Source organism: Sutcliffiella cohnii (assembly GCF_002250055.1).
Lineage (GTDB): Bacteria > Bacillota > Bacilli > Bacillales > Bacillaceae_I > Sutcliffiella > Sutcliffiella cohnii.
Map to the genome: position 1 here is coordinate 2,787,148 of NZ_CP018866.1, position 26,445 is coordinate 2,813,592.

The window sequence follows — 26,445 nt, forward strand, 5'->3', positions numbered from 1 at the left end:
ATCTAATATTTCTTCACAACGTCTAGCAAAGTCAGTGCTTGAGTAAATTATCCTTATATTAATGTAAGCCTCCACATATGATGTGAAGGCTTATGAAATTATTCATCTAATCAGTTTAATCTACATCGCGTAAGAGTGTAGTCCGGCAATAATTAAGTTTACTCCAATTAAGTTAAACATAATAATAGCAAATCCAACTAAGGCAAGCCAAGCCGATTTTTCTCCGTGCCAGCCTTTTCCAATACGTAAGTGTAGATATGCTGCATAAAATAGCCATGTGATCAATGCCCAAACTTCTTTCGGGTCCCAACCCCAAAATCTAGTCCATGCAATTTGAGCCCAAATCATAGCAAAGATTAATCCGCCTAGTGTAAAAACTGGGAAACCTATAGCAACAGAGCGATAACCAATTTCGTCTGCAACATCAAGGTTTACTCTTCTTACTGCTGGTTTTAGTAAAACTCCTAGAGGTTTTCTAAATAATAATCTTATAAGTACATATAAAATAGCTCCTGTAATAATAGACCAAATAACTGTATTCAATTTTTGTGTATGAATAATAGCTGGTAAACTTACAAGAGGGTTCATTCTATCTTCTGTAAGTAATTCCCCTTGGTTTGGACCAACTAACGGAGGAAGCACGTATTCAACCGTTGCCTCTGCTCCACGTTTATCAATATATTTGAAGTTTGCTTCATAATCCATCGAACTAAAAATAACCGTAATAACAACAAAACCAATAAATACAACAAGCGTAAATAATGAAAATTCAAGCCAAAAAGGTTTTTTTCCTTTTTTACTGTAATCCACTACTTTTATTAAATAAATTAGTCCAGCTACGAAGCTCATTCCTAGTATTGCAATTCCTAAACTCGTTGTAATAACGTGAATCGGTAACCAATGAGATTGCAATGCTGGAATTAAAGGAGTTATATCGGACGGAAACATACTTGCAAATGCAATTAGTATTAAAGCAATTGGTAATGCAAATAATCCTAATGTACTTGTTTTATAAATAAAGTAAAGTACGATGAATGCAAGAACAATCGTCATCCCAAAAAATGTAGTAAATTCATATAAGTTACTAACAGGAGCATGTCCTCCAGCAATCCATCTTGTTATAAAATATCCTAAATGAGCAACAAATCCCACAATCGTAATAGAAATGGCTAATTTTGACCATTTGCTTCCTTCTTTCGATTTTAAAGCTCCACCGAAGAAAGCGGTACCTATCAGATATAGAAGAAATGCTGCATATAGCAAGTTACCACTTAACTGTGCCATAGTAATCACCCTTTTAAATTAAGTTTTATCATTTTCTGAATTCTTTTCTTCTTCTGTTTGGTCAATAGGTATTGAAATTTTTGAATGCTCCAACGCCTTAGAAATATCTTTCTTCAGACCAAACCAGTTTTTATTCGTATGTGCGGCAAGCCACACTTCATTCCCATTTCGTTTTACCCATACACGGCGGTGATTCCAATACATCCCTTGAATAACACCAATCATAAATATAGTTCCACCTAAACCAAAAATCCAAAGTGTATGATCAACACGAACGGTAAGTCCAGCTGCATTTCTAGTTTCTAATCCTGCAAAAGCCATGCGATATTCGTTATTACCTTCTGGTTCTAAATTTTGCTGAATTGCGACTAAGCTTATTTCTCCCTTTGGTTTATCTGGAGTTATCATTCGGAATACGAATGCTGGATTATTCGGCACTCTTGTTCTAGTTCCTGGTTCCCCTTCGTTTAAAAAGAAGTCAGGAAAATAGTTTACGATTTGGACAGAATAACCGTCACCTAAATCATATAATGTTTCAGGTTTTGTTAAATCTACTGTAATTGTTCCAAAATTTTCATTTGTTTCTTTATTCAATAGATTAAATGACATCGTTTTAAATTCATTTAATTTAAAGTCTACTTGGTATATTCCGAAAGAATCATGTTTTAATGGTTCGTTAACTCTAATGGCATGTTCTTTTACTACACTTAATTCCGGTTCAGCACCGTGAACAATGTCCCCTACTCTTTCATATAATACTGCATTTGTTTGATAATTGGAAACTAGCATACCATTTCCGGCACGTTCAATTGCTTGATTGAACACTTCATCCGTAGATTCCGAATCATAAACTTCCAGTAAGAAACTTTCATTTTCTAAATAATACTGACCGTCTGTACCAGGAATCGATAATAATTCACCTTCTCTTACCCACAATACTTCATCAAGGTACATTCCAGGGACGGATCTTAATATTGCTGCGGCTAAAAAAATAATTAATCCAATATGGTTGACATAAGGACCCCATCTCGAGAAACGGCCTTTTTCTGCTAATATGTTACCGTTTTCTTCACGAATATTATATCCTCGTTTTTTTAACCCTGCTTTAACTATAGCAATCTCATCATCATGAATTTCAACAGTAGTTTTACCGAAAACACGTTGTCTAGTTAAAAAACTATCATGCCTCGTTACTCTTTGATTTTTTAAAGCTTTATACAGTGGAATAACACGGTCTAAACTACAAATGACTAAGGAAATTCCAATAGATGCTACAAGTATTAAGTACCACCATGAACTATATAAATTGTGAAATCCTAACGTATAATACAATTTACCGAAAAAACCGTGTTCCATTTCGTAATATTCACTTGCAGCCATCGTTGGCGGTATGTACATTTCTTGTGGGAAAATGGTTCCGAATGATGAAGCTATTAAAGTAATAACAATTAACCAAACTCCAACTTTTACAGAAGAGAAAAAGTTCCAAATTTTATCAACAATCGTTTTATTATAAGTTTGGGACCTTCTAGCACTTCCTTCGTAAGTCATGTCTAAAAGTTTAGTTTTAGTTTTTTCATTTTCTGTCGGTTTTCCACAAGCTTCACATAAAATTGTACCGTGTGGATTTACATGTCCACACTCACATTTCATTTCATTCATATGAATTTCTCCTTATTGATTGTTCGGTAAGATTAACTCCATACTCTCTTGCACCATTCTTTCAGTCATGCCAGTTGTAATAATTTTCACAACTTCACCATTTTCATCAATAAGAAAAGTAGTAGGAATTGGTTTTATACCGTATGCTTGTCTCACTTGTCCTGTTTTATCAATAGGAATAGGAAATGTTAACCCATAACGATCGCGGAAACTTCGCACTGCAACATCCGTTTCTTGAATGTTCACGGCGATTATTTCCACTCCTTTATCTTGATAGAATTGATACTGATTCTCCATGTAGGGCATTTCTTTTTCACATGGTGGACACCAAGTTCCCCAAAAATTTAGAAATACTCCTTTCCCTCTATAGTCTGAAAGCTGAAAAGTATTTCCTTCTAAATCTTTTAATGCAAAATCAGGAGCTGTATCCCCAACATTAACTAACGCTCTCGTATGAAAAAAGTTAGTGTAAATTGTATAAGTTAATGCCGCTAACAGGAGAACTAGAATAGTTGAACGCATAAAAAATCTATTTTTCTTATTCATTCTTCAAAAATCTCCTATCCTTATAATTTTCTACGCTATTATAACATTTATCACTTTTTACATAGTGGATAGATTATGAATTCTTTATGACAGATTAAACAAAATCAAGGTGGGAAGCATTGCCCCACCTTACCTTTTACACTATATAAGCAAAGCAAGTATGTCAATCAAAGCGCTTTTTGAACAAGGGTTAAAATTCATTATCTTTTTTGTTTCGTCGTAGCTAATACTCTAAGTTGTTTAACTTCATGAGGTGTTAATTCTCGGTATTCGCCTGGTTGTAAACCTTGTAATGTTAAATGTGCATACCGTTCTCTTCTTAGTTTTAACACAGGATGACCTATTGCTTCGAACATACGTCGTACTTGACGATTTCTTCCTTCACGAATGGTCATTTCATATATAGCTGTTTGCTTTTTCTTATCCATAGAAACTAATTTCACAACTGCTGGAGCAGTTTTTCCGTCTTCAAGGACTATTCCTCTTTCTAACTTTTTTATTGCTTCGCGGGTAGGAATACCTTTTACCTTTGCGATATACAGTTTATCTACTTCATATTTAGGGTGCATTAAACTATTGGCAAACTCTCCATCATTTGTCATAATTAATAACCCGGATGTATCATAGTCTAGACGGCCTACAGGGTAAATTCTTTCCTCAATGAAAGGAAAAAAGTCTGTAACTACCTTCCTCCCTTTGTCATCACTTACACTCGAAATAACACCTCTCGGCTTATATAGTAGGTAGTATACTGGTTCTTCTCTATGTACTGGTATACCTTCAACTTCTACTTTATCATTTCGATTTACTTTTACTCCTAGTTCGGAAACTACTTTCCCGTTAACTGTTACTTTTCCTTCTTGAATTAATTGTTCCGCTTTTCTTCTAGACGCTATTCCCGAATGGGCAATAACTTTTTGTAAACGTTCCATTATTTCACCTCATTATATTCCATAACCTAATCGGTTAAGTTACCTACTTATATGATAGCCATTTTTCACAATATTTTATTATAACGTACTATAACTATTATGGAAAGTAACATACTTTTTAGATATTTTATAAGTTAGGTGTTTTATTTCACCCTTATAATACATTAAATTATAGGCACCATAGATTGATTATACTAAAGTTAGCTTACACGATTAAGTTAGTCCGTTTCACTTCGCTGCAGGTACTCGCTTTCCGCGGGGAGGGAGCCAAGCCTCCTAGGCTGCGCCTGTGGGGTCTCGGCCTTCCCTCTTCCTCCCGCTGGAGTCTCGCACCTTCCGCTTCCACTCACGATTCTAAACTAATATTCTTATATTATTTTGAAAACATAATCAACTAATTTCATGCCCATGGGTGAATAAAATTAGGTGAAAAGGGCAGTTAAATATGGCAAACGCAACAGAGATGAACATAACAACACACTTCTATATATTATAAATTCTGGTATATGACAAAAAACACTAACGAAGAACGTTAGTGTTTTATCTAAGGTTTATCACAATACTCCGAAAAATATTGTTACGACAATTATTGCTACGACGATCCCAACAATATCAGCTAATAATCCAACTTTTAAGGCATCACCCATCTTTTTAATACCTACGGCTCCGAAATAAACAGTTAGTACATAGAAGGTAGTGTCTGTACTCCCTTGTAGCGTCGAAGCTAGTCTACCTATAAAAGAGTCGGGTCCATAGGTTGCAATCAAATCTGTTGTCATACCTAGAGCAGCTGTTCCAGAGATTGGACGTATAAGCGCAAGCGGCACAATTTCAGCAGGAATTCCAATCGCTTGTAACGCCGGTCTAAGAATATCGATTAAAAAGTCCAACGCACCAGATGCTCGGAAGATGGAGATAGCGACAAGCATTCCAACTAAAAAAGGAATGATAGATACAGCAATTTTTATCCCTTCTTTACCACCTTCAACGAATGATTCATACGTTGGAACTTTTTTATACGTTCCATATAAAAGAATAAAACCGATAATTCCTGGTATTAACCATAAAGAGATGACCGAAATGACTTCCATTTATTTCACCCCTTTTTTTGAACGTCGATAATAAAAGAAGCGATCAATTCCGATTGCCGCTAACGTTGAACATAGTGTTGCTAATAACGTTGTACCTACTATTTCAGTTGGTGCTGCAGAATCGTATGTCATGCGAATAGCAATTACAGTGGTAGGTATTAACGTTAAGCTTGACGTATTAATTACTAAAAATGTTATCATCGAACGACTCGCTTCAACACTTCCACCGTTCAGTACTTTTAGTTGCTCCATCGCCTTTATTCCCATCGGCGTCGCTGCATTCCCTAAACCAAAAAGGTTCGCTATCATATTTGAAAGCATATACCCCATAGCCGGATGATCACTCGGCACTTCTGGAAATAGCCTTTTGACTATCGGCTTAAAGAGTAATGCCAATTTTTCTAATAACCCAGCATCTTGGGCAATTCTCATTAATCCTAGCCAAAAAACAAGAATACTAATGAAACCAATACAAATCGTAACCGCTTCTTTTGCTCCTTGAAAAACAGCTTCATTCACTTGAGCCATCGTTCCATTAAACATTGCAAAAACAATACCAACTACGGTCATTAGCACCCAAATAATATTAATCATAGTAGTTTGCTCCTACGAAAATAGTGAATATATTTTTGAACTTTGACCAAAAGCTCTCATTATTATATTTGGACTTATCGATATAAATTGGCACTTCTGCTAGTAATTCATCTCCTACAACGATAGATACTTCCCCAACAATGTTAGGAATATTTTCATGATTTTCCCAAGTATCTTCAGGTTTTAATAACGATATATTTAATTTCAAATGTTCTCGTTCTTTAGACGTAAGAGGATATAAAACATCCCGATTGATTTTAACTTTGTTTTTATAAAACGGTTCTTTAACCGTTTTCAGTGTACCTTTCGATAGTAGATTGTATAGTTCATAGTCTTGGAATGCTCGATTAAACATGTAAATATGATCGTTCCAATCATCTGGCCCGTGAAGAGTAACCGCAATTAATTTCATGTTATCTTTAGATGCTGTCGTTATTAACGTTCTTTTTGCTCTTTTCGTAAAACCTGTCTTACCACCTGTTGCGTAACTATACATGCCAGTAACTAAACGATGTTTATTCGTCCAACTACGGTCCCACCTTTCACCCGGCGGTCCAGGGGCACGATGTACTTTAGTTCCACTTATTTGTTGGAATTCTTCACTATTCATTGCATACCGGGTTAATAACGCCATATCATACGCTGTTGAATAATGATTTTCATGATCATCTAAACCGTGTGGATTAGCAAACTCTGTATTTCTCATTCCAATCTCCGCTGCTTTCTCATTCATTAAGAAAACAAAACCTTCCAAACTTCCACCTACATGTTCTGCTATCGCAACCGCAGCATCATTACCAGAGCGTAACATAAGTCCATATACTAAATCTTCCAGTTTCATTTTTTCCCCAACTTGTAAATAGAGCGAAGATCCTTCTGTTCCTGAAGCTTTATTACTGACAGTGACCATTTCATCTAATTTTCCGGATTCAATAGCAAGGATCGCAGTCATTACTTTTGTAATACTGGCAATTCGTTGTTTATCATGAGCATCCTTTTCAAAAATAATTCTCCCACTCTCTTGTTCTATTAGCACCGCATTTCTTGCGCTTACCCCAATTGGATTAGCCTGTACATTTTTAACCCCCGCAAGTATATAACTCGCTATAAAAAAGCATAAAATAATAGAAATGATGAGCTTATGTTTTGCTACAAACATATTGGTTCCCCCGTCCTTACGTATGTTCTCTAATGGAAGCACAGATTGTATGTTGATCACTTCAATTACCTTTCGTTTAAAACAACAAAACTTTGTTAGCTTCGCACCACAGGAAATGTCTTCTTACTAGCAAAGTTTATGCATAACATGTCCCAATATGAACATTTTTTACACAAAACATAGAGGAATAATGTAATATTCCATTAGGTGAAAGCAAAGAGAATAGTATAGGTTAACCTATTAGGAGCGACAAAAAAAGAAGGAGTCAAGTAACCCCTTCTTTTTACCAACGTATTTTTGATGCTTCTTGATATCGTCTCTCCACATCTTTCCAATTAACGACATTCCACCAATTATTAATATAATCCTTTCGATCAGCCTTATATTGTAGGTAGTATGCATGTTCCCATACATCTAATCCTAGTAATGGTATTGTGTCCCACTGGGTAAATAGTTGTTGTTTTTCAGTTTGTAATATTTCTAATCTTATTGGCCTTGGTGCCCACACTAAAATAGCCCAACCTACGCCTTCCACTTTGTCAGCAGCTTCGGTGAAATGTTTTTTAAACTTTTCAAAACTACCAAAATCCTCGGTAATCTTTCTCATTAATGGGCCACTCGGTTGACCTCCACCTCTAGGGGACATATTATCCCAAAACATTGTGTGTAAATAATGTCCAGATCCATGGAAGGCAGCTTCTCTTTCCCAGTGCTTTATTAATTCAAAATCATTTGTTTCTCTGGCTTCTTTCATTTTTAATTCCGCTTTATTTAAACCATCAACATAGCTTTTATGGTGTTTTGTATGATGAAGTTCCATTATCTCTCTAGAAATATAAGGTTCTAATGCGTTATAGCTGTACGGTAGTGGTGGCAATTTATGTCCGCCTATTGGTACTTGGTCACTTCTTCTTCTTTCTTGTACATTTAATTGAAGTTGATTCGTAATTTCTTCTACTTTATGTTCGATTAATGCTATATCATCACTGAAAATCATGTCTTTATACTGTAGCTCTTGAACGGTGTCTAATAATCTTTCGGTTTCGGATCTCCACCACGTTCTAGCTGCATCGTTCGTAAATAATATTTCTTTGCACCAGTCTTTAATATCATCTAGGTATTGAAAATATGTTTCTTGGATTTGTTTATCCAACGCTACCCCTCCCAATAACATCATCTCGATATACTATGCATTGGCTAGGCTCTAAGTGTTGAAAATTGGTAAGCTATTCATAAATTAATTTATTGCTAAAAAGTTTTTACGTTTTTTGTATTAATCCTTTAACAAGGTATGCAGCCCCGTTAATGAAAGTAATTAAGCCAAATATAAGGCCTCCTGCACCACCTGCAAATCCGTCTCCCACTAGTACTCCAATTGTAATGGCTGATGAAAAATATATGAATGGAGTTAATAATAGCATTATTGCCACCCCAGATAATATGAACTGCTTTTTACCTTTCATTTTTTTAATTATGTACCAATTCAGAGCTAATATGAAAACGAAAAAAAATAGTACACTAAGTTGTTCCACTACCTCCACTTTTTCCATTTGTTTCAGTCTATCCATAAATCTAACACTCCTTTAATAACTATATAACTATCTTTACATGCACAATAAAAAGCCTCGCCTCGTTACAAAAGCGTAGATGTATTCCATTTAATTAAACGATTGCATTTAGCAATACTACCTATCAATATCTATTTAACTGTAAAAAAACACTTCTACCCAAATCTGCAGAAGTGTTTTAGCATTTATTGACTCTGTATCATTTTTGTTCGATAGTCGGTTTCGTAGTATTCTAATTCCTCTCTTATCGCTTGGAATCCACTTTCTAATGTTTGTACTAGCTTTTGGATTGATTCAGGTGGTGCTTCATGAAATTTTATCGCATTCTTTCCAGTATAGGCAGCACGACTATCCTCGTACCAAGCATCATTTTTCGGAGAGAAGAACTCTTCAATACATTGATGATAAATCGAGTATAAAATCTTTTCAGCTGCAGCCTTACGAAACGGATTTTCTTTTATTATGACCCGACACGCTTGATGCCCTTCATCACAAAACACAGCAAGACGTCTCATATTTGCCAAAAGTAGTTCCACATATGGTTGAGAAGCTTCCGTTTCTTTTAGCAACGTAGGAACTGTTGTATTATTTAAAAATGTGTTTAAGTTTTCTACTGTTTCCATTAAGAAACGCTCCACCTGTTGTGTTTGAGACTTAACTATCGAGTTCGCCATTTATATAAACCCTCCAAAACAGTATAATAGTAATATTTACTTATGTAATATACTTTCTATGAATCTTTTTTTATTATGAAACTGCTTCATTAATAAAATATAACGGAGACTTAACAGTATAAGAACCGTTTAATTCAATTGCTTCTATCACTTCTTTTAATTTTTGAACATTAACTTGTTCAAAATAGGATGCAAAATCTTCCTTCGTATTAATATACAATCTTTTTCTCTCTTTAAAGCTAGGGTTTTTAATTAAACATGTTAAAGCTACAATATCTTTTAATTCGACCTCTCTATCACCAACTTTAAACAGAGGGTTATTTTCATACCCTAAAGAGAGGATTTGTGAAAATGATTCTTCAAAATAACGAACATACAATACGTTAAACTTCTTTTCTGTTCCGTTTTCTATAAACGTTATCTCGGATTGATTAAAAAAATCTTCAGATGTGTTTGGCTTAGCTTTTTCTAATTCAAAACCTCGACATTCCTTAATAATCATGTTTTCACTCCTAAACTTATGTCAAATCTTACATTATAATCATTTTATCATAATTTTCAATAAGTTTAATCATGAATCGAAAGTTTCTTGAAACTTCTCGAAGAAAAGATCTGCTTCTATTTCTGCATCCTCTTCAGACAGTGATTTTAATTCTGGTAATTCTTTCAAATCCTTTAGTCCAAAATGTTCTAAAAATTCCTTTGTAGTACCGTAGAGGATTGCTCTACCAGTTCCTTCTGAACGTCCTACTTCTTTAATTAATGCTTTCGCAACTAATGTTTGTAACGGACGTTCCGTTTTCACCCCACGTAGATCTTCAATTTCAGCTCTAGTTATAGGTTGTTTATACGCGATAATTGCTAACGTTTCTAAAGCAGCTTGCGATAAACTTGTAGATGAAGGTGTTTCCACTAACCTTTTTAAATATGGGGCATGGTCTTTTTTAGTTGTCAATTGATACGTTCCAGCCAACACTGTTAAATGGATTCCTCTGTTTTCCTTCTCATATTCATCCTTTAATTCAAGAATGATATTTTGAGCAACTACTTCATCCACTTCTAACACAGTCATTATTTGTTTTAGCGTAAGTCCTTCATCTCCCGCAGCAAATAATAAGCCTTCTAATATCGCTTTCCAATTAATAAGTTCCAATTATTCCACTTCCTCTTTCATTGTACGAAACATAAATATCTTCAAAGTTATTTTGTTGTTCTAAAATAATCTCGTTCTTTTTCAACAATTCTAATATCGCTAAAAAAGTAACGACGATGTATTCTTTATTCGGTTCAGGAAATAAATCAAAAAAATGTGTTTTTCCTTTAACACGCTTTAAGTTATTAAGTAATTCACTCATACGTCTTTCTATTGGAATTTCCTGTCTTGTCACTCTAGTTTGTAACGGTTTTTGCAATTTCTTTCTTTTTAATAGCTTTTGAAATGCACCTAGCATATCGTATAGAGACACATCTAGTTTAATATCGTCGGTACTTATTGATTTTGTAAATTCGCTTAAATCACTCGGTGGTTTTGTATAATAATAATTCCGTTCTTGCTCTAATTCCTTCAACTCTTCCGCAGCTTCTTTATATTTTCTATACTCAATTAGTTTATTCATTAGCTCATCACGAGGATCTTCTTCATAGTCCGTAAACTCTTCGCCGTTATCAAATAATTCTTCCTCTTTTTTCGGAAGAAGCATTTTACTTTTTATTTCTAACAATGTTGCAGCCATAACTAAATATTCACTAGCTACATCCAGCTGTAATTCCTTCATCGCATGGATGTATAGTAAATATTGTTCTGTAATTTTCGCAACAGGAATATCATATATATCTATTTCTAGTCGATTTATTAAATGTAATAATAAATCTAATGGGCCTTCAAACGCATCAATTTTTACATTATATTCTATCATCATTGTCATCCTTGTCTTCTTAGTACGCTAAACATTAGTATAAACAATTCCATTCATATTTTATAGTAATTATTCCGTTATGGTAAAATAAAGTATACATAATATAAGGATATGTACTGAATAACCTGTATTCTTATCCACTAAATTCCATTTTTATATGTAAAGGGAGATGAACAAGTTGTATCCAAAAGATTATACTGAATATCTTTTTTACTTTCATTGTTTAAGAGATTATTTCGAATGTCACGAAGTACTTGAAGAATTTTGGAAAGAGCAACCAAATCATAGTAGAGATGATCATTGGGTGGGATTAATTCAAATTGCAGTTTCTTTGTACCATCACCGCCGCGGAAACTTTAATGGGGCAAAAAAAATGATGAATAATGCTATTATAAACTTATCAAAGAAAAGCAAAGAAATAGAAAAACTCGGGCTCGACAGTAAGCTATTAATAGAAACTTTACGAGAACATTTACAAAAAATAGAAAATAAAATTCAATACGAGAGCATTAACTTACCTATTAAAGACGATAATTTATTGCAAATTTGTAACGAGATGGCGGAAAAACAAAACCTTAGTTGGGGTAGAGCAAGCGATTTATCAAACGAATTTTTAGTAAATAAGCATACTTTAAGAGATCGTTCAGATGTGATAGAAACTAGGAAAGAAGAATTAAACAAACGAAAAAACAATAGTTAAGAAAGAAAAGGTTCCTCTCCGATGGAAAGGAACCTTTTTACTATACACCTAATCTGTTTTATTCCTACTTATTAATCTAAGTCACAACGTTCGATAAAAGCTGCTGTGTGCTCATTTGCTTTTACTTGTTTCAAAGGGCATGCCTCTTTAAGGGCATGAACCATTTTTTTGCCTATACCTTGATGTCGGTGTGATGGGTTAACACTAATATGCTGTATTTCCATTATATCTTCTTTATCTACCGTGCCAATAACACCGATAACATCCTCTTCTTTCCAAAGATAGAGTTGCCAATCATCATTTTCTTCATATTCTTTCATTGTTTGCTGAAGCTGCTTCAAGTCTTTTTCTGTTGGCATAAAAGACATTAGCCCCATTGCAATTTTTTCATATGTTTTCTTATATTTAATTAACATAAAATATCCCTCTTTATTGGTTAGCTTCCATTTTATGTGAATATCCAGTTATTGGTTATAGTATATGCCATATTATTTTACATGTACACTACTAAATATACATTTTAACCAATTAAAGAGGTATTGTATACCCTTTTTAACAATTTACTATATTTGTCTTAATAAATTAGCCATCTCAATTGCAGATGCAGCAGCTTCCCATCCTTTATTTCCAGCTTTCGTACCAGCTCTCTCAATCGCTTGTTCAATTGTTTCTGTCGTAATGACACCAAAGATTACTGGTATACCAGATTGTAATGATGCAGCGGCAACTCCTTTTGCAGTTTCATTACATACGAAATCAAAGTGAGGAGTAGCACCACGAATGACAGTACCGAGCGTAATTACCGCATCATATTTTTTAGAATCTGCTAATTTTTTTGCTACTAAAGGGATTTCGAATGCTCCAGGTACCCAAGCAACATCTACATCTTCTTGTGCTACTCCGTGTCTTTTTAAAGCATCTTGAGCACCGTCTAATAACTTGCCCGTAATAAACTCATTGAATCTCCCTACAACGATCGCAATTTTTAAGCCTGATCCTACTACATTTCCTTCAAAAATTTTACTCATTTTATATTCCTCCAAATAGTTATTAAATTTTAATTTATTTACTAGTACATCTTTCAAATACCATGTTTAAAAATGAAGCATATGACCTAGTTTGCTATGCTTCGTTTTCAAGTAATTTTCATTATCGTTGTTAGTTTGGATTTGAATTGGTATTCTTTCTACAACTTCTAACCCGTATCCTTTTAATCCCGTTATTTTACGAGGGTTGTTAGTTAATAAATTCATTTTCACTACACCTAAGTCTCGTAATATTTGGGCTCCAATACCATAATCACGAAGGTCCGGAGCAAACCCTAGTTTTTCATTCGCTTCAACTGTGTCGTATCCTTCTTCTTGCAATTTGTAAGCACGCAGTTTATTTAATAAGCCGATGCCTCTTCCTTCTTGCCTCATATAAAGAAGAATTCCTTTTCCTTCTTTTTCAATTTGTGAAAGTGCTGCATGCAATTGAGGGCCACAATCACAACGGTTTGAACCGAAAACATCACCAGTTAAGCATTCAGAGTGAACACGCACCATAGTAGGTTCATCTGCACTAATTTCACCTTTTACTAGCGCTACATGCTCTTTACCGTCAATAATGTTGGAGTACCCGATTGCTTTGAAATCACCAAACTCGGTAGGTAAATTTATTTCTACTTCTCTTTTAATTAATTTATCTTTTTGATTGCGATATTGGATTAAATCTTTAATCGTGATCATTTTCAAATCGTATGCTTTAGAAATCTTTTGTAACTCAGGTACTCTAGCCATCGTACCATCTTCATTCATGATTTCACAAATAACTCCAGCAGGTTGGCTACCACATAATAGCGCTAAATCTACGGCAGCTTCCGTATGACCAGCACGTCGAAGAACTCCACCACTTTTAGCTACTAATGGAAATATATGACCGGGACGTTTAAAATCAGAAGCTTTTGCCTCTGGTGAAAGAATTTCTAACACGGTGGTAGATCGTTCAAACGCGCTAATTCCAGTTGTTGTTGTTTTATGATCAATACTAACAGTAAATGCTGTCCCGTGCGGATCTGTATTATGAGTCACCATCGGTACTAAATTTAACTTTTCCGCTATTTCTTCTGATACTGGAACACAGATTAATCCACGACCGTGCGTAGCCATAAAGTTAATAACTTCTGGTGTTGTGTACTCTGCCAGAGACACAAAATCACCTTCATTTTCACGGTCTTCATCATCTACTACGATGATAACTTTTCCATTTTTTAAATCTTCTAATGCCTCTTCAATAGAATGGAAATTTTCACTCATACATACGAACCTCCTATTTATAGCCGTGCTCCTCTAAAAACGAAGTAGTTATATTGCTTTTTCGTACGTTATAACTATTTCTATTATGAAGAAAATGTTCTATATATTTTGCGAGCATATCGCACTCTATATTAACGATATCTCCCTTACCTTTTGCACCAATAATTGTTTCACTTAACGTATGTGGAATCAATGATATCGTAAATGTGTTAGTTCCAACATCAAATATCGTCAAGCTCGTTCCATCGACCGTTACGGAACCTTTTAGCATCATGTATGAATGCAAATTTTCACTAACTTCAATTGTGTAATATATAGCATTAGAAACAGGTTCTTTTTTTATAATTGTTCCTAAACCATCAACATGCCCACTTACAAAATGTCCACCGAAACGGCCTTTTGCTTGCATGGCCCTTTCTAAGTTAACTTTTGAACCATTTCCAAGTTTTTGTAGTGATGTTGCACGAACTGTTTCTGGCATTACATCTACAGTAAATTCGTTCGTTTGGAAAGAAGTTACTGTTAAACATACACCGTTTACACTAATACTGTCTCCTAGTTGGACATCTTCTAGTATTTTTTTCGCCTCTATGGAAAGGACGATCGCTTCTTGACCGCGGGTCATTTTTTTAATTGTGCCTATCTCTTCAATTATTCCAGTAAACATAAGTTAGACCTCCTTATTACGAAGCGGTACGGCAACTATCTTTACATCTGATCCAATTTGTTTTACTTCATTTATTTGTAATTGAACAATATCGTCCATTGACTCTATTCCTAGTCCCCCAACAGAAGTTGGTGCCAACTTACCGCCAATAAGTTTTGGTGCTATATATGTTACAAATTGATTTACGGCATTCGCTTGAACAAAGCTACCATTTACCGTTGCTCCCCCTTCTACGAACAGGGAAGTTATTTTCCGAGACCCAAGCTCCTCGAGTAGCAAGTCTATTTCAACCTTCTCGGTAGGCAACGAAATAATTTCAACTGGCTTGTTTTGAAAAAGTTCTAATTTCTCTTTTGCAACAGTGTTACTTGTCACTATCCACGTAGGTGCTTCCTTATCATTAACAACTTTAGCGCTTAGAGGAGTATTCAAATGATTATCCAGTATAATCCTAATTGGATTTTTACCACCAGCAGGTAGACGGGTTGTTAAACTCGGGTCATCCCCTTTAACTGTCCCAACTCCTACTAAAATAGCATCATGCTGGTGACGGTACTCGTGAGCATCTAATCTTGCTTCTGGACTTGTAATCCATTTACTTTCACCGGTAACAGTCGCCGTTTTACCATCTAAACTTACCCCAGTTTTTAATGTGACGAAGGGACGGTTTGTTTGGATATAGTGAAAGAATACTTCATTTAAGGCAAGAGCACTCTCTTCCTCGACACCTGCTTCAACAATAATCCCAGCGTCCTTCAACATTTTAATCCCTTTACCTGCTACAAGTGGGTTAGGATCTACACTCGCAATCACAACGCGACTAACTTTTTTTTCGATTAATAGTTCAGCACATGGAGGCGTTTTACCGTAATGGCTACAAGGCTCTAACGTTACATATACAGTCGCACCTTCCGCTTTATCACCTGCCATTTTTAATGCGTGTACTTCTGCATGCGGCTCTCCTGCTTTTAAATGAGCACCAAATCCAACAATTTCACCATTTTTTACAACGACGGAACCTACAATAGGATTTGGTGATGTTTGCCCTTTCGCTGATGAAGCTAAAGATATGGCAAGCTTCATATAATGTACATCGTTCATCAGAACACCACCTATTTTTTTAAAAAAATAAAGCCCTCTTGGAATAAAATCCAAGAGGGCGAAATGTTGAGAGAGATAAAAATGTCCATGACAAATAGATCAGTTAAAGTGCTATTTTTTTCACTTAACTGAAATGTCCATCATCCTTCTCCCATCCAGACTTTAACTGTCGGCTCTGGATTTTCACCAGATCCACCAATTTTTTCAAGAAAAAATTGGGTCACGGACTAAGAAACAAATAGGTTTCATCACCGCCGGTAGGGATTTCCACCCACCCCCGAAGGATATTAATATGAAATTATTATTATATTAGCATAAATTACTTTGAAATGAAAACAAATTAGTCCTGTTTAAAAAAATCTTTTCAAAATAGTTTATTAAAACAATTATTTCTGATATTTTTATGTAAACAAAAAAGCGACTCAAAGCCGCCTTTTTTGTTACACAATAAATAACCAGTAAATAAATCCCCATCCAAGTCCTAATAGAAGAAGAGTCCAAAACAATATCCAATTTGCTCTTTGCACTATTTTACCTCCGAAAATGGTTAAAGCTTTATTCCTCGTCCCAAACTTTAACTTCTTTCATTACATCGCCATTTCTCATTTTAAGTGCTGTTTCTAAACCTTCTGTCACTTGACCGAAAACAGTATGCACTCCATCTAAATGAGGTTGAGATTCATGTACGATGAAAAATTGACTTCCACCTGTATTTTTTCCAGCATGCGCCATAGATAATGAACCTGGTGCGTGTTTATGAGGGTTCCCTTCTGTCTCACAAGGAATAGTATAACCAGGACCACCTGTACCAGTACCATGTGGGCAACCACCTTGAGAAACGAAACCAGGAATTACACGGTGAAATGTTAATCCATCATAATAGCCTTCCTTTGCAAGCTTTTCAAAATTTTCGACAGTTTTTGGTGCCTCATTTGGGAAAAGATCAATTTTAATCGTTTCACCATTTTCCATTAAAATACTAGCTTTTTTCATATGTATAAGCCTCCTAAATTTCTTTTTAAGTACGTAACGGTCTTATTTTACTATATTTGAGTATGATAATCCAACATTCTTAAACGATTTTGATACATAGGTGATGAATATGGGGAGATATTAAGTATTGGTGGCTTCTACACCAACTAACTTCGATGTGGAGGGCTTTCTATGATGAATGTTCGCGAAGGTTTAATTCCGACTGTGTTAGGTTCAGCAGTAACAGCTACTGGTTATGCCTTAAAGTAGAGACGAGGGTCTAACAAAATGGTTGCAAATACTATATTTGGTTTCGGTTTAGCACACATCGTTTTAGGTGCCATTGATTTATACGAACATCGACGTTAAACAAATGCGGAGGGCGCTCGTTCAGCGGCGACAAGCACAAGGCGAGCCGGCTAGAAGGCCTTCTGGACGGATTGACTTGTGACCTCGAGCCGCTAGCGCCCGAAGCTAGACGTTCCAAAAGCGCAGGTTTTAGATTTAACGCACAGAACAAAAGCGGAGGCGCTTCGTTCAGGCCCGTACAAACTGGACTGTTACGGTTGTGATAAAGGAAACACGGCGACGGAGGAGCCGATGTTGACTTATCGTACGGACGGAACAGGAAGTTTGATAGGGCCTAAGCGCCAAAGCTAGACACAAAAGCGGAGGCGGCTCGCTCTGGCCCGACAAGAAAGGTGCGGCGCTGCAGGTGGACGCTCTTTGTCCACCGGAAGTGACTGACTTATGTCTCGAGGGCCTTTTCCAAAGGAGCTAGACGTAGCAACTCAAAGTTAGTAGTTACCCACAACTTTCCACTTGTATAATTTCCCAAACGACAATAAAGCCTCATCCATTAATCATGAATGAGGCTTTTTGCACTTATTTTAAAGGTAAGTCTAAACGGGTTAAGTCTTCTAACGTTTCACGTTTCACAACTAGTTGAGCATTGCCATTTTCCACAAAAACTACTGCTGGCTTTGTAATTCTATTGTAATTATTCGCCATCGCATAACCGTAAGCTCCTGTACAAAATACAGCCAAATAGTCTTCATGATTCGCTCTCGGTAAAGGTAAGTCCCAAATTAGCATATCACCTGATTCACAGCATTTACCTGCAATGGAAACTGTTTCTTCCACTTCATCCTTTACTCTGTTAGCTAGAACTCCCTCATACTTCGCTTGGTACAATGCTGGGCGTATATTATCACTCATACCACCATCAATGGACAAGTAATTTCGAACGTTAGGAATTTCTTTTTTTGAACCTACAGAATAAATAGTTGTCCCAGCATCTCCTACAAGAGAACGTCCAGGTTCAATCCAGATTTCAGGCATTTCCAAATTGAAATTTTTTACATGTTGCTGTACATCAGCAATTATTTCTTCTACATAAACAGAAACAGGGATTGGGTCATCTTCACTTGTATAACGGATGCCAAATCCACCACCAAGATTTACTACACTTGCCATAAAACCTGTTAGCTCTTTCCACTCTTTCAATGTTGCGAACAGTTTTTCAGCAGCAAGCTTAAATCCAGTAGTTTCAAAAATTTGCGAACCGATATGACAATGAATCCCTAATAGTTCTAAGTTTTCTGCTTCTTCAGCTTGCTTCATCGCTTCGAATGCCTGTCCGCTCTGGATATCGAATCCAAACTTAGAATCTTCCTGCCCAGTTAAAATATAATCATGAGTGTGCGCCTCGATTCCAGGCGTCACTCGTAACAATATAGGCATGGAATAAGAATGTTCCCGACAAATTGTTTGTAGTAAGGAAAGTTCATAAAAATTATCCACTACTACACACCCTATTTTATTTTCTACAGCCATTACTAACTCTTCATAACTTTTATTATTCCCGTGGAAATGAATGCGTTCAACAGGAAAACCTGCTTGTAAAGCTGTGTATAGTTCCCCATTAGAAACAACATCTAATGATAAATTTTCTTCTGCAGCTAATTGAACCATTGCAATGGATGAAAAAGCTTTACTCGCATAAGCTACTTGTGCTTTAACTCCTAAATTTTGAAATGTATTACGGAATTGGCGTGCTCTTGAACGAATAAGCTCGACATCATAAACATATAGAGGCGTTCCATATTGTTTAGCGAGTTCAATTGTATCAACTCCACCAATAACTAAATGACCTTGATTGTTTACTGTACTAGTACCATGAAAAAACATACTTTATTCCCCTATTCTACTAATTAGAGTATTATCACGCTTGTTCTTTTTAAATTAAAATAAATTTATCATACTAAAGCACATGTATCAAGGTCTATTCTCACCAATTATGTTTGGCGTTGGCGATTACGGGGATGAGTGATATTTGGTCTAACTTTTGAGCCAGGGACTGCTCTTCTTACTAATATCATCATTAACGCTTTAGGGCTAAACGGAATAAACGGCCATAAGTATGGTGTGTTTAGTGATCTTATACCAGCTAAAATAATTATAAATATAGTTGAACCGACTACAAATCCTACAGTATGGAATATAGCTACTAATATTAATAAAACGAGTCTTGCAATTTTATTGGCTACACTTAATTCATAGCTAGGTGTTGTAAACGATCCAACAGCAGCTAATGATACATATAAAATAACTTCAGGTACAAATAGTCCAACATCTATAGCAATTTGACCAATTAATACGGCTGCAATTAAACCCATTGCGGTTGATAGTGCGGTCGGGGTATGAATTGCTGCCATTCGCAAAAATTCAATACCTATATCTGCTGCAAAAATTTGTACAATAATTGGGATGTTCGATTGTTCAGAAGGTCCTATAAATGCTAATGGGTCTGGTAAGAGTGTTGGTTCTAATACAAGTAAGAACCAAAAAGGTAGCAAAAAGATCGATGCTAAAATACCTAAAAACCTTACCCAACGAACAAATGTACCGACTGTTGGTGATTGACGATACTCTTCAACGTGTTGAACATGATGAAAAAAAGTAGTAGGAGTAATAATAACACTCGGTGAAGTATCTACCATAATTAATACATGTCCTTCTAATAAGTGAGTAGCAGCGATATCCGGTCTCTCTGTATATCTAACTAACGGGAATGGATTGTACCCCTGTTTAACAAGAAATTCTTCTACCGTTTTATCCGCCATCGTAATTCCATCAATATCAATGGCCTTTATTTCTTTACGGACTATATCAATTAAATCCGGATCCGCAATATCTTTTATGTACGAAATACAAATATCTGTTTTGGAACGCTCGCCTATTTGTAAAATTTCATTACGGAGTCGCTCATCTCTAATTCTACGTCTAGTTAACGCTGTGTTAACGATAATATTTTCAACATAACCGTCCCTAGCTCCACGAACAACCTTTTCTGTGTCCGGTTCTTCAGGATTACGACCTGGATAAGAACGTGTATCTACAACAAAAGCTGTGTCTTCACCCTCAACAAAAATGACAATTAGGCCACTTAATACTTGATCGACAGCTTCATCTAATTTTTCTATATTTTCAACTTGTTGATGAACTAATCGATTCTCTATTAATGCTGGAACTTTTGAAGACTTACGTTCCACATCGTTGAGATGCAGTAACGATTCCATTATCTCAATAATAAATTGTGTATCACACAGCCCATTTACATAATAAATATTTATTTCTTTATTTAAAATATGTATTTTACGCATGCCTAAGTCAAAGCTGTCACCAAGACCTACTCGTTCTTTAAAAAACTGCTCATTTTCAGAAAGTGTCGGTGATATCGGCTTCATGTTTGTTCCATTTTGAGACATCGTAGCCACTCCTCTCTAGAATAATTTCTACTGCCTTTTTCGTTACTGGTGCCCCATTCTTCACATCATCAATTCGAGCCATTTTTCCAATATCTCCAACTCCAACGATAATCGGAACATTTAATTCATCTAAACAGTAAATTGTATCACCATTTATTCTTCCAATATCCATTTCTTGTATACCACTTTTATCTACACCATAAGGACTTACTTCTCCAAATCTATCTACCGTTATATCAACTTTAGCCCACTCTGAATCATGTGTTTTTGATGCAACAGCTATAATACCTAACACTTCAATAGAAGGATCATTAGCGACATATTTCAACGCTTTTTCACCAAATCCCTCACCTAAAAAACCACTATCATCAAACATAACAAACACAGGGTCATATGGAGCTTGATGGATTAACGCAACGATTTCTTCTCCACATAACTTCGTCGGATTACCGAATGAGCTCGAAATACATCGTCCCCCATAAAATTTCGCAACGTATTGAATTGTTTTTTTTGCATATTCATCTCCATCTGTTACGAGTATGACCCTTCGTTTTCCCATATAAGATTATCCTTTCGGTTGAAAAATAAGTGCAACAATAAATGCAAACAGAATTGCAGCTGAAATACCTGCGGATGTTAACTCAAAAATTCCGATACCTATTCCAATAAAGCCATGTTTTTCGGCTTGTTCCATAGCTCCATGTAGTAGTGAATGTCCAAAGCTTGTAATTGGAACAGTAGCCCCCGCTCCAGCAAAATCAATTAATCGATCGTACAGGCCAAATACGTCTAATACAGCACCAGCAACTACGAAACTACTCATTACATGCGCTGGTGTTAGCTTAAAAAGATCCATTAATAATTGACCAATAATACAAATAGTTCCACCAACAACGAATGCAACAACATATTCCATTTTTTAAGCGTCCACCCTTTCAAGTACTACACCGTGTGCTATCGTCGGGATTGATTCCTTTTGTTGTATTAAAGTTGGGTTCAATAATGCCCCAGTAGCAACTACGAACACCTTATTTAAATTACCTGATTTCAATTCATTAATAATATGCGCATATGTAACTACTGCCGAACACGCACATCCACTACCACCTGCAAAAACATTTTGATCTGGACGAAAAACCATTAATCCACAATCATTATGCCTAACTGTAATATCGTAGCTTTCTTCCATTAAAAGTTCTTTTAATATCGGACTCCCAACACCAGATAAGTCTCCAGTTAAAATTAAATCGTACTCTTCTGGTTTTACTTGAAGGTCTTGCAAATGAGTTTGAATCGTATCTGCTGCAGCGGGTGCCATTGCGGAGCCCATATCAAACGGATCCGTAATACCTAAATCGACTACTCTTCCAATGGTAGCCTTTGTAATTTTGACTGGACCTTTTTCTTTCGACACTAGCGCTGTGCCTGCGCCAGTAACAGTAAAGGTTGCAGAATCCGGTTTTTGTCCACCATATTCTGTAGGATACCGGAATTGTCTTTCGGCCGTTGCATTATGGCTACTCGTTGAAGCTAGTGCTCGATTAGCGAAACCACCATCAACTAGAGCTGCTGAAACAGCTAACGTTTCCATTGAGGTGGAGCATGCTCCAAACATACATAAAAACGGAATTTGATTATGCCTTGCGGTATAATTCGCTGTAACATTTTGGTTTAATAAATCTCCAGCTAAAAAAAGGTCAATATCTTGATAGGTTAAGTTCACTTTATTTAGGCAAGAGTTTATAGACTGCTCCATAAGACGCCTTTCTGCTAACTCCCAATTTTCTTCTCCGCAATGAAGATCATCATGAGTATGATCGAATAATTTTCCTAATGGACCAGCAGCCTCTTTTGGACCTACTGCAGTTCCAGTTGAAGTGATATAAATAGGATTTTCATAAACCCATGTTTGTTTACCAATTAACCTCATGAGTAATCCTCCTTTTTATTAAAATGTGGATGTTAATAAATATCTAATAATTCCTAAAACATATGCTGCTACAACTCCAAAAACAATAACGCTACCAGCCAACTTGAACATATTAGTAGCGATACCTAACACGATACCTTCAGTTTTATGTTCAAGTGCTGCACTCGTCATCGAATTCGCAAAGCCGGTTACGGGTACAGCCGATCCTGCACCGGCAAATTGTCCAATTTTATCATAAATTCCGAAACCCGTTAGCAAGGCCGCTATTAAAATGAGCGTTGCCACAGTGGGATTTCCAGCTGTTTGTTGGGTAAAGTTAAAATTATAAATATAAAAGTTCTGGATTAATTGTCCGAACGTACAAATTAAGCCGCCGATTAAAAAAGCCTTTACGCAGTTGACAACATATGGTGGTTTCGGCTGGAATTTTTTTATATCTGCTTGGTAATTATCTTTTAGTTTGGATGGCATTTACATCCCTCCCTATAAATTTACATAAATGAGCCATTGATAAAGTGAACCTACAATCTTCCCAAATACTAAAGCCATGATGAGAAACGTAATTTTACCGTCAATACCTATTCGCTTTGCTAAAATCGGAAGAACGTTCAATACTTCAGTTAATGCAGCAGCAACCATGCCAACGAATAACCCGCACAACAACCCTATAGGGGCAGTATAGAAGATAGACAAATTAAGCTCGACATCATGTAAGGAAATCCAACTTCCAAACAAAGCACCTAGAATAACACTCCACTCGTAAGCTCTTACCGAATTTTCTGTTTTAGATAATTGCGTAAGTCGCGGAATAATACCTAGTACGGTTAAAAATGCTACAAAGCCCGCCCCTACTGCGAGGCCACCTGAAAGTCCTAAAAATATGACAAAAATGATATTAATCGTCATTTATCTTCTTTATACTTTCTTTATTTTCATGCATGATTACGTAGTGATCTAAGTCTTGTTGATAGTTAAACATTTCAACTTCAAGTGGACTTGGCTCTTCGTTTAAACGTTTCCGAAAAACATGGTTAAAAAACAAAATCATCCCTAATCCAAGACCGATGGAATAAGGGATTTGTAGAAGTAATGGATGATCATCCGCTAAACCAGTAATGGATTTGAATAAACGCTGATGCACTTCTCTCATACTTACATCTTCATGAAAGTTCATAATCGTTAATGATGCACCGAAAAATAGTAGTAGCCATACACCGAAAAATAATGCTGGTCTAAACTTCCTTTTTTTATACAATACTTCTACAATCGTTTGACTTGGTCCAATTGTCTCGATATCAAAATGGCTATTCACTTTTCTAATTTCTTTCACAACATGGATTAGATCTATTACAACAATAGATTGATCTGCCATATTCAATTGATGTAGAATAATTGGTTTTATTTCGTTTGCAATTTGCTCGTTTGCTACAATTTGTGCAATATCTCCTACTTTTATTTGCTGATTAGGCTTGGCTTGAATTTTATGACGTAGACGAATATAAACTGTATTATCCATGCCTTCCATCTCCCCTACGATACTAAAAAAACTGTCCTGTATATGTAGTATGGATTGTTGGTCACATTACCATGCAAAGGAAACTCTTCCACCAAAAATTAACAAACCTAAAAGCGGAGGGCGTTCGATCAGCGGCGTACAAACTGGAGCAGTCCGGTAGGAGATATAGGAAACACGGCGAACGACAGAGAGGCGATGTTGACTTATCGTACAGACGGACTGGGAAGTTTGTTAGCCGCTAACGCCCGGAGCTAGACAAGAAAAGTGCAGGTGGCTCGTTCAGGTCCATCAAACTGGAGCTTTTCCACAGGAAATAAAGGAATCACAGCGAACTTAGTTAAGCTGATGATACTTTTCGTACAAGAGAAAAAGTGAAGTGCAGAAGGGGCTCGCTTAGGTCCACCTTTAAAAATACAAAAAAAGATCGTATGGATTACTCATCCATACGATCCTTCATTTGAGATAATATTTTCTTTTCCAGCCTAGAAACTTGAACTTGTGATATCCCTAAACGTTGAGCGACTTCCGTTTGCGTTTGATCTTTATAATACCGTAAATATACAATTAGTTTTTCTCGTTCGTCTAAGTCTTCAATTGCTTCCCGTAATGCAATTTTATCAAACCAACGATGTTCATTATTATCAGCAATTTGATCAAGCAATGTAATAGGATCACCATCATTTTCATATACTGTTTCATGAATAGATGTTGGGGCGCGAGCTGCTTCTTGAGCCAGAATGACTTCTTCTGGAGTAATCTCAAGGTGTTCCGATATTTCATTAACGGTTGGAGCTCGGCCTAAATTTTTGGAAAGTTCGTCTTTTGCTTTTCTAATTTTATTTGCTACTTCTTTTAGTGAGCGACTAACCTTTACACTTCCATCATCTCGAATAAAACGCTGAATTTCACCAATAATCATTGGAACAGCATACGTTGAAAACTTAACATCATAGGATAAATCGAATTTATCAACAGATTTCAACAACCCGATACATCCAATTTGGAATAAATCATCCGGCTCATAGCCTCGGTTTAAAAATCGTTGAACGACAGACCAAACAAGTCTCATATTTTTAGAGACAATTAAATCTCTAGCATCTTGATCACCAGTTTGACTCTTCTTAATTAAATCTTTTACTTCATGATCGGTTAAATACGGTTGCGCTTTCTCTTTCTTGACCTCCACATCCATAAGCATGAACTCCTTAATTGCAAAGTGCTTTGCTCTTTGTTAAATATTTTGTCATTTGGATTGTGGTGCCTGTTTCTCTAGTTGAGTGTACTTCTACTAAATCCATAAAGTTTTCCATTATCGTAAATCCCATACCTGAACGTTCTAATTCTGGTTTTGTCGTAAACAACGGCTGCCTAGCTTCCTCGATATCCTGAATACCAATTCCAGTATCTTTAATTGTAATATGTACAGCACCGTCTTCTAATTGAACGGAAATATACACATGTTCATTCGGATTACTGTTGTATCCGTGAATAATAGCATTCGTTACTGCCTCGGAAACTACTGTTTTAATTTCTGTTAATTCATCCATTGTAGGATCAAGTTGCATAATAAATGCTGCGACTGTGACCCTTGCAAATGATTCGTTTTGACTCACTGCTGAAAATTGAAGGTGCATTTCATTTTTCATTACGCCACCCCCAATTTCTGAAGTGCATTTAGTTCACTTTCTTCCAAACGAATAATTTTAAACAATCCACTCATTTCAAATAAACGTTTTACAGCAGGAGAAATAGAACATACAACCATTTCTCCACCTATGCTTTTAATTTGTTTATATCTACCTAAAATTACCCCTAGTCCTGAACTGTCCATAAAAGCTAACTGTTCTAAATTTAATACAATGTCCGTAATCGAATGGTTTTCAATAACCTCGGTCGCTCTTTCCCGTAGCTCCTCTGCTGTATGATGATCCAATTCACCAGCTAAACGAATACATAAAACATTTTGTTTCACTTCTAAATCAATGGAAAGACTCACTGCACGTTCCTCCTTGTAGTTCTAGTCAGTGAGTCATTTCTATTTTTATTTAGTGAAATCCTGCCTCGAT

General features: G+C 36.0%; 31 protein-coding genes, 1 pseudogene and 1 riboswitch. Of the genes and pseudogenes, 2 read left to right on the top strand and 30 right to left on the bottom strand.

All coding sequences use genetic code 11. From position 1 onward, the window contains the following. Positions 1 to 120 precede the first annotated feature (120 nt). The 13 genes from ccsB to BC6307_RS13940 form a co-directional block, all read right to left on the bottom strand. The gene (gene ccsB, locus BC6307_RS13880) at positions 121 to 1,284 is read right to left on the bottom strand and encodes a c-type cytochrome biogenesis protein CcsB (RefSeq protein ID WP_066418574.1); all 1,164 of its coding nucleotides are present in this window, start codon (positions 1,282 to 1,284) and stop codon (positions 121 to 123) included. A gap of 18 nt (positions 1,285 to 1,302) precedes the next feature. Continuing rightward, positions 1,303 to 2,946, bottom strand: coding sequence for a cytochrome c biogenesis protein ResB (resB, locus tag BC6307_RS13885; RefSeq protein ID WP_066418578.1), 1,644 nt, complete (start codon positions 2,944 to 2,946; stop codon positions 1,303 to 1,305). Between the two features lie 12 nt (positions 2,947 to 2,958). After that, positions 2,959 to 3,492, bottom strand: coding sequence for a thiol-disulfide oxidoreductase ResA (gene resA / locus BC6307_RS13890; RefSeq protein WP_066418581.1), 534 nt, complete (start codon positions 3,490 to 3,492; stop codon positions 2,959 to 2,961). Between the two features lie 200 nt (positions 3,493 to 3,692). Next, a complete protein-coding gene (gene rluB / locus BC6307_RS13895) occupies positions 3,693 to 4,424 on the bottom strand; it encodes a 23S rRNA pseudouridine(2605) synthase RluB (protein WP_066418584.1) in 732 nt (243 codons plus the stop codon). A gap of 554 nt (positions 4,425 to 4,978) precedes the next feature. After that, a complete protein-coding gene (locus BC6307_RS13900) occupies positions 4,979 to 5,515 on the bottom strand; it encodes a spore maturation protein (RefSeq protein WP_066418588.1) in 537 nt (178 codons plus the stop codon). Continuing rightward, complete coding sequence (locus tag BC6307_RS13905; RefSeq protein ID WP_066418589.1) at positions 5,516 to 6,109, bottom strand: nucleoside recognition domain-containing protein; 594 nt, start codon at positions 6,107 to 6,109, stop codon at positions 5,516 to 5,518. It abuts the gene before it with no gap. Further along, the gene (locus BC6307_RS13910) at positions 6,102 to 7,268 is read right to left on the bottom strand and encodes a D-alanyl-D-alanine carboxypeptidase family protein (protein WP_066418593.1); all 1,167 of its coding nucleotides are present in this window, start codon (positions 7,266 to 7,268) and stop codon (positions 6,102 to 6,104) included. Before BC6307_RS13910 ends, BC6307_RS13905 begins: the two co-directional genes overlap by 8 nt. 283 nt (positions 7,269 to 7,551) lie before the next feature. Then, positions 7,552 to 8,442, bottom strand: a complete 891-nt coding sequence (locus tag BC6307_RS13915; RefSeq protein ID WP_094366321.1) for a superoxide dismutase — start codon at positions 8,440 to 8,442, stop codon at positions 7,552 to 7,554. An 85-nt stretch (positions 8,443 to 8,527) separates the two neighbouring features. Continuing rightward, positions 8,528 to 8,836: a hypothetical protein gene (locus BC6307_RS13920; RefSeq protein ID WP_066418598.1), complete on the bottom strand. Its 309-nt coding sequence runs from the start codon at positions 8,834 to 8,836 to the stop codon at positions 8,528 to 8,530. 185 nt (positions 8,837 to 9,021) lie between these two features. Then, entirely contained in the window at positions 9,022 to 9,510 is a 489-nt protein-coding gene (locus BC6307_RS13925; protein ID WP_174522383.1) for a YpuI family protein, read from the bottom strand. A gap of 73 nt (positions 9,511 to 9,583) precedes the next feature. After that, positions 9,584 to 10,012 (bottom strand): hypothetical protein, encoded by a 429-nt coding sequence (locus BC6307_RS13930; RefSeq protein ID WP_066418601.1) that lies wholly within the window; start codon positions 10,010 to 10,012, stop codon positions 9,584 to 9,586. Positions 10,013 to 10,081: 69 nt separating this feature from the next. Beyond that, positions 10,082 to 10,663 (bottom strand): SMC-Scp complex subunit ScpB, encoded by a 582-nt coding sequence (scpB, locus tag BC6307_RS13935; RefSeq protein ID WP_066418603.1) that lies wholly within the window; start codon positions 10,661 to 10,663, stop codon positions 10,082 to 10,084. Then, positions 10,650 to 11,426: a segregation/condensation protein A gene (locus BC6307_RS13940; RefSeq protein WP_066418605.1), complete on the bottom strand. Its 777-nt coding sequence runs from the start codon at positions 11,424 to 11,426 to the stop codon at positions 10,650 to 10,652. The genes scpB and BC6307_RS13940 overlap by 14 nt, the downstream gene beginning before the upstream one ends. Before the next feature lie 178 nt (positions 11,427 to 11,604). On the opposite strand from BC6307_RS13940, the gene BC6307_RS13945 reads away from it, so the two are divergent. Further along, complete coding sequence (locus tag BC6307_RS13945) at positions 11,605 to 12,126, top strand: DUF309 domain-containing protein (RefSeq protein WP_066418607.1); 522 nt, start codon at positions 11,605 to 11,607, stop codon at positions 12,124 to 12,126. A 71-nt stretch (positions 12,127 to 12,197) separates the two neighbouring features. On the opposite strand, the gene BC6307_RS13950 is transcribed toward BC6307_RS13945, so the two are convergent. The 6 genes from BC6307_RS13950 to BC6307_RS13975 all read right to left on the bottom strand — a co-directional run bounded on the left by BC6307_RS13950 (position 12,198) and on the right by BC6307_RS13975 (position 17,184). Continuing rightward, positions 12,198 to 12,542 carry a GNAT family N-acetyltransferase gene (locus tag BC6307_RS13950; protein WP_066418609.1) on the bottom strand — a complete coding sequence of 115 codons (345 nt, stop codon included), beginning with the start codon at positions 12,540 to 12,542 and terminating at the stop codon, positions 12,198 to 12,200. Positions 12,543 to 12,689: 147 nt separating this feature from the next. Further along, the gene (gene ribH, locus BC6307_RS13955) at positions 12,690 to 13,154 is read right to left on the bottom strand and encodes a 6,7-dimethyl-8-ribityllumazine synthase (protein ID WP_066418615.1); all 465 of its coding nucleotides are present in this window, start codon (positions 13,152 to 13,154) and stop codon (positions 12,690 to 12,692) included. A gap of 66 nt (positions 13,155 to 13,220) precedes the next feature. After that, entirely contained in the window at positions 13,221 to 14,423 is a 1,203-nt protein-coding gene (locus BC6307_RS13960; protein WP_066418617.1) for a bifunctional 3,4-dihydroxy-2-butanone-4-phosphate synthase/GTP cyclohydrolase II, read from the bottom strand. A 13-nt stretch (positions 14,424 to 14,436) separates the two neighbouring features. Next, entirely contained in the window at positions 14,437 to 15,090 is a 654-nt protein-coding gene (gene ribE / locus BC6307_RS13965; RefSeq protein ID WP_066418622.1) for a riboflavin synthase, read from the bottom strand. Between the two features lie 3 nt (positions 15,091 to 15,093). Further along, a complete protein-coding gene (gene ribD / locus BC6307_RS13970; protein WP_066418625.1) occupies positions 15,094 to 16,191 on the bottom strand; it encodes a bifunctional diaminohydroxyphosphoribosylaminopyrimidine deaminase/5-amino-6-(5-phosphoribosylamino)uracil reductase RibD in 1,098 nt (365 codons plus the stop codon). Between the two features lie 139 nt (positions 16,192 to 16,330). Beyond that, positions 16,331 to 16,480: riboswitch (FMN riboswitch) on the bottom strand. A gap of 266 nt (positions 16,481 to 16,746) precedes the next feature. Next, positions 16,747 to 17,184, bottom strand: coding sequence for a peptidylprolyl isomerase (locus tag BC6307_RS13975; protein WP_066418631.1), 438 nt, complete (start codon positions 17,182 to 17,184; stop codon positions 16,747 to 16,749). 174 nt (positions 17,185 to 17,358) lie between these two features. On the opposite strand from BC6307_RS13975, the pseudogene BC6307_RS13980 reads away from it, so the two are divergent. Further along, positions 17,359 to 17,532 (top strand): annotated as a pseudogene (locus BC6307_RS13980) (asparagine synthase). Between the two features lie 516 nt (positions 17,533 to 18,048). Here the strand turns inward: BC6307_RS13980 and lysA are convergent. The 11 genes from lysA to spoIIAA all read right to left on the bottom strand — a co-directional run bounded on the left by lysA (position 18,049) and on the right by spoIIAA (position 26,375). Continuing rightward, positions 18,049 to 19,353: a diaminopimelate decarboxylase gene (gene lysA / locus BC6307_RS13985; protein WP_066421756.1), complete on the bottom strand. Its 1,305-nt coding sequence runs from the start codon at positions 19,351 to 19,353 to the stop codon at positions 18,049 to 18,051. A gap of 107 nt (positions 19,354 to 19,460) precedes the next feature. Next, the gene (locus BC6307_RS13990; protein WP_066421754.1) at positions 19,461 to 20,933 is read right to left on the bottom strand and encodes a spore germination protein; all 1,473 of its coding nucleotides are present in this window, start codon (positions 20,931 to 20,933) and stop codon (positions 19,461 to 19,463) included. Then, positions 20,884 to 21,492: a stage V sporulation protein SpoVABEA gene (spoVAEA, locus tag BC6307_RS13995; protein ID WP_066421752.1), complete on the bottom strand. Its 609-nt coding sequence runs from the start codon at positions 21,490 to 21,492 to the stop codon at positions 20,884 to 20,886. The genes BC6307_RS13990 and spoVAEA overlap by 50 nt, the downstream gene beginning before the upstream one ends. A gap of 6 nt (positions 21,493 to 21,498) precedes the next feature. Then, positions 21,499 to 21,849 carry a stage V sporulation protein AE gene (spoVAE, locus tag BC6307_RS14000; RefSeq protein WP_066421743.1) on the bottom strand — a complete coding sequence of 117 codons (351 nt, stop codon included), beginning with the start codon at positions 21,847 to 21,849 and terminating at the stop codon, positions 21,499 to 21,501. A 3-nt stretch (positions 21,850 to 21,852) separates the two neighbouring features. Beyond that, positions 21,853 to 22,863: a stage V sporulation protein AD gene (spoVAD, locus tag BC6307_RS14005; protein WP_066421741.1), complete on the bottom strand. Its 1,011-nt coding sequence runs from the start codon at positions 22,861 to 22,863 to the stop codon at positions 21,853 to 21,855. Positions 22,864 to 22,881: 18 nt separating this feature from the next. Further along, positions 22,882 to 23,334 carry a stage V sporulation protein AC gene (gene spoVAC, locus BC6307_RS14010; protein WP_066421739.1) on the bottom strand — a complete coding sequence of 151 codons (453 nt, stop codon included), beginning with the start codon at positions 23,332 to 23,334 and terminating at the stop codon, positions 22,882 to 22,884. 12 nt (positions 23,335 to 23,346) lie between these two features. Continuing rightward, positions 23,347 to 23,769: a stage V sporulation protein AB gene (locus BC6307_RS14015; protein ID WP_066421737.1), complete on the bottom strand. Its 423-nt coding sequence runs from the start codon at positions 23,767 to 23,769 to the stop codon at positions 23,347 to 23,349. Continuing rightward, positions 23,759 to 24,379, bottom strand: coding sequence for a stage V sporulation protein AA (locus tag BC6307_RS14020; protein ID WP_066421728.1), 621 nt, complete (start codon positions 24,377 to 24,379; stop codon positions 23,759 to 23,761). Before BC6307_RS14020 ends, BC6307_RS14015 begins: the two co-directional genes overlap by 11 nt. A 433-nt stretch (positions 24,380 to 24,812) precedes the next feature. Continuing rightward, a complete protein-coding gene (sigF, locus tag BC6307_RS14025) occupies positions 24,813 to 25,571 on the bottom strand; it encodes an RNA polymerase sporulation sigma factor SigF (RefSeq protein WP_066414574.1) in 759 nt (252 codons plus the stop codon). Between the two features lie 13 nt (positions 25,572 to 25,584). Beyond that, entirely contained in the window at positions 25,585 to 26,025 is a 441-nt protein-coding gene (gene spoIIAB / locus BC6307_RS14030) for an anti-sigma F factor (RefSeq protein WP_066414571.1), read from the bottom strand. Next, positions 26,025 to 26,375, bottom strand: coding sequence for an anti-sigma F factor antagonist (gene spoIIAA, locus BC6307_RS14035; protein WP_066414563.1), 351 nt, complete (start codon positions 26,373 to 26,375; stop codon positions 26,025 to 26,027). Before spoIIAA ends, spoIIAB begins: the two co-directional genes overlap by 1 nt. Positions 26,376 to 26,445: the final 70 nt, after the last annotated feature.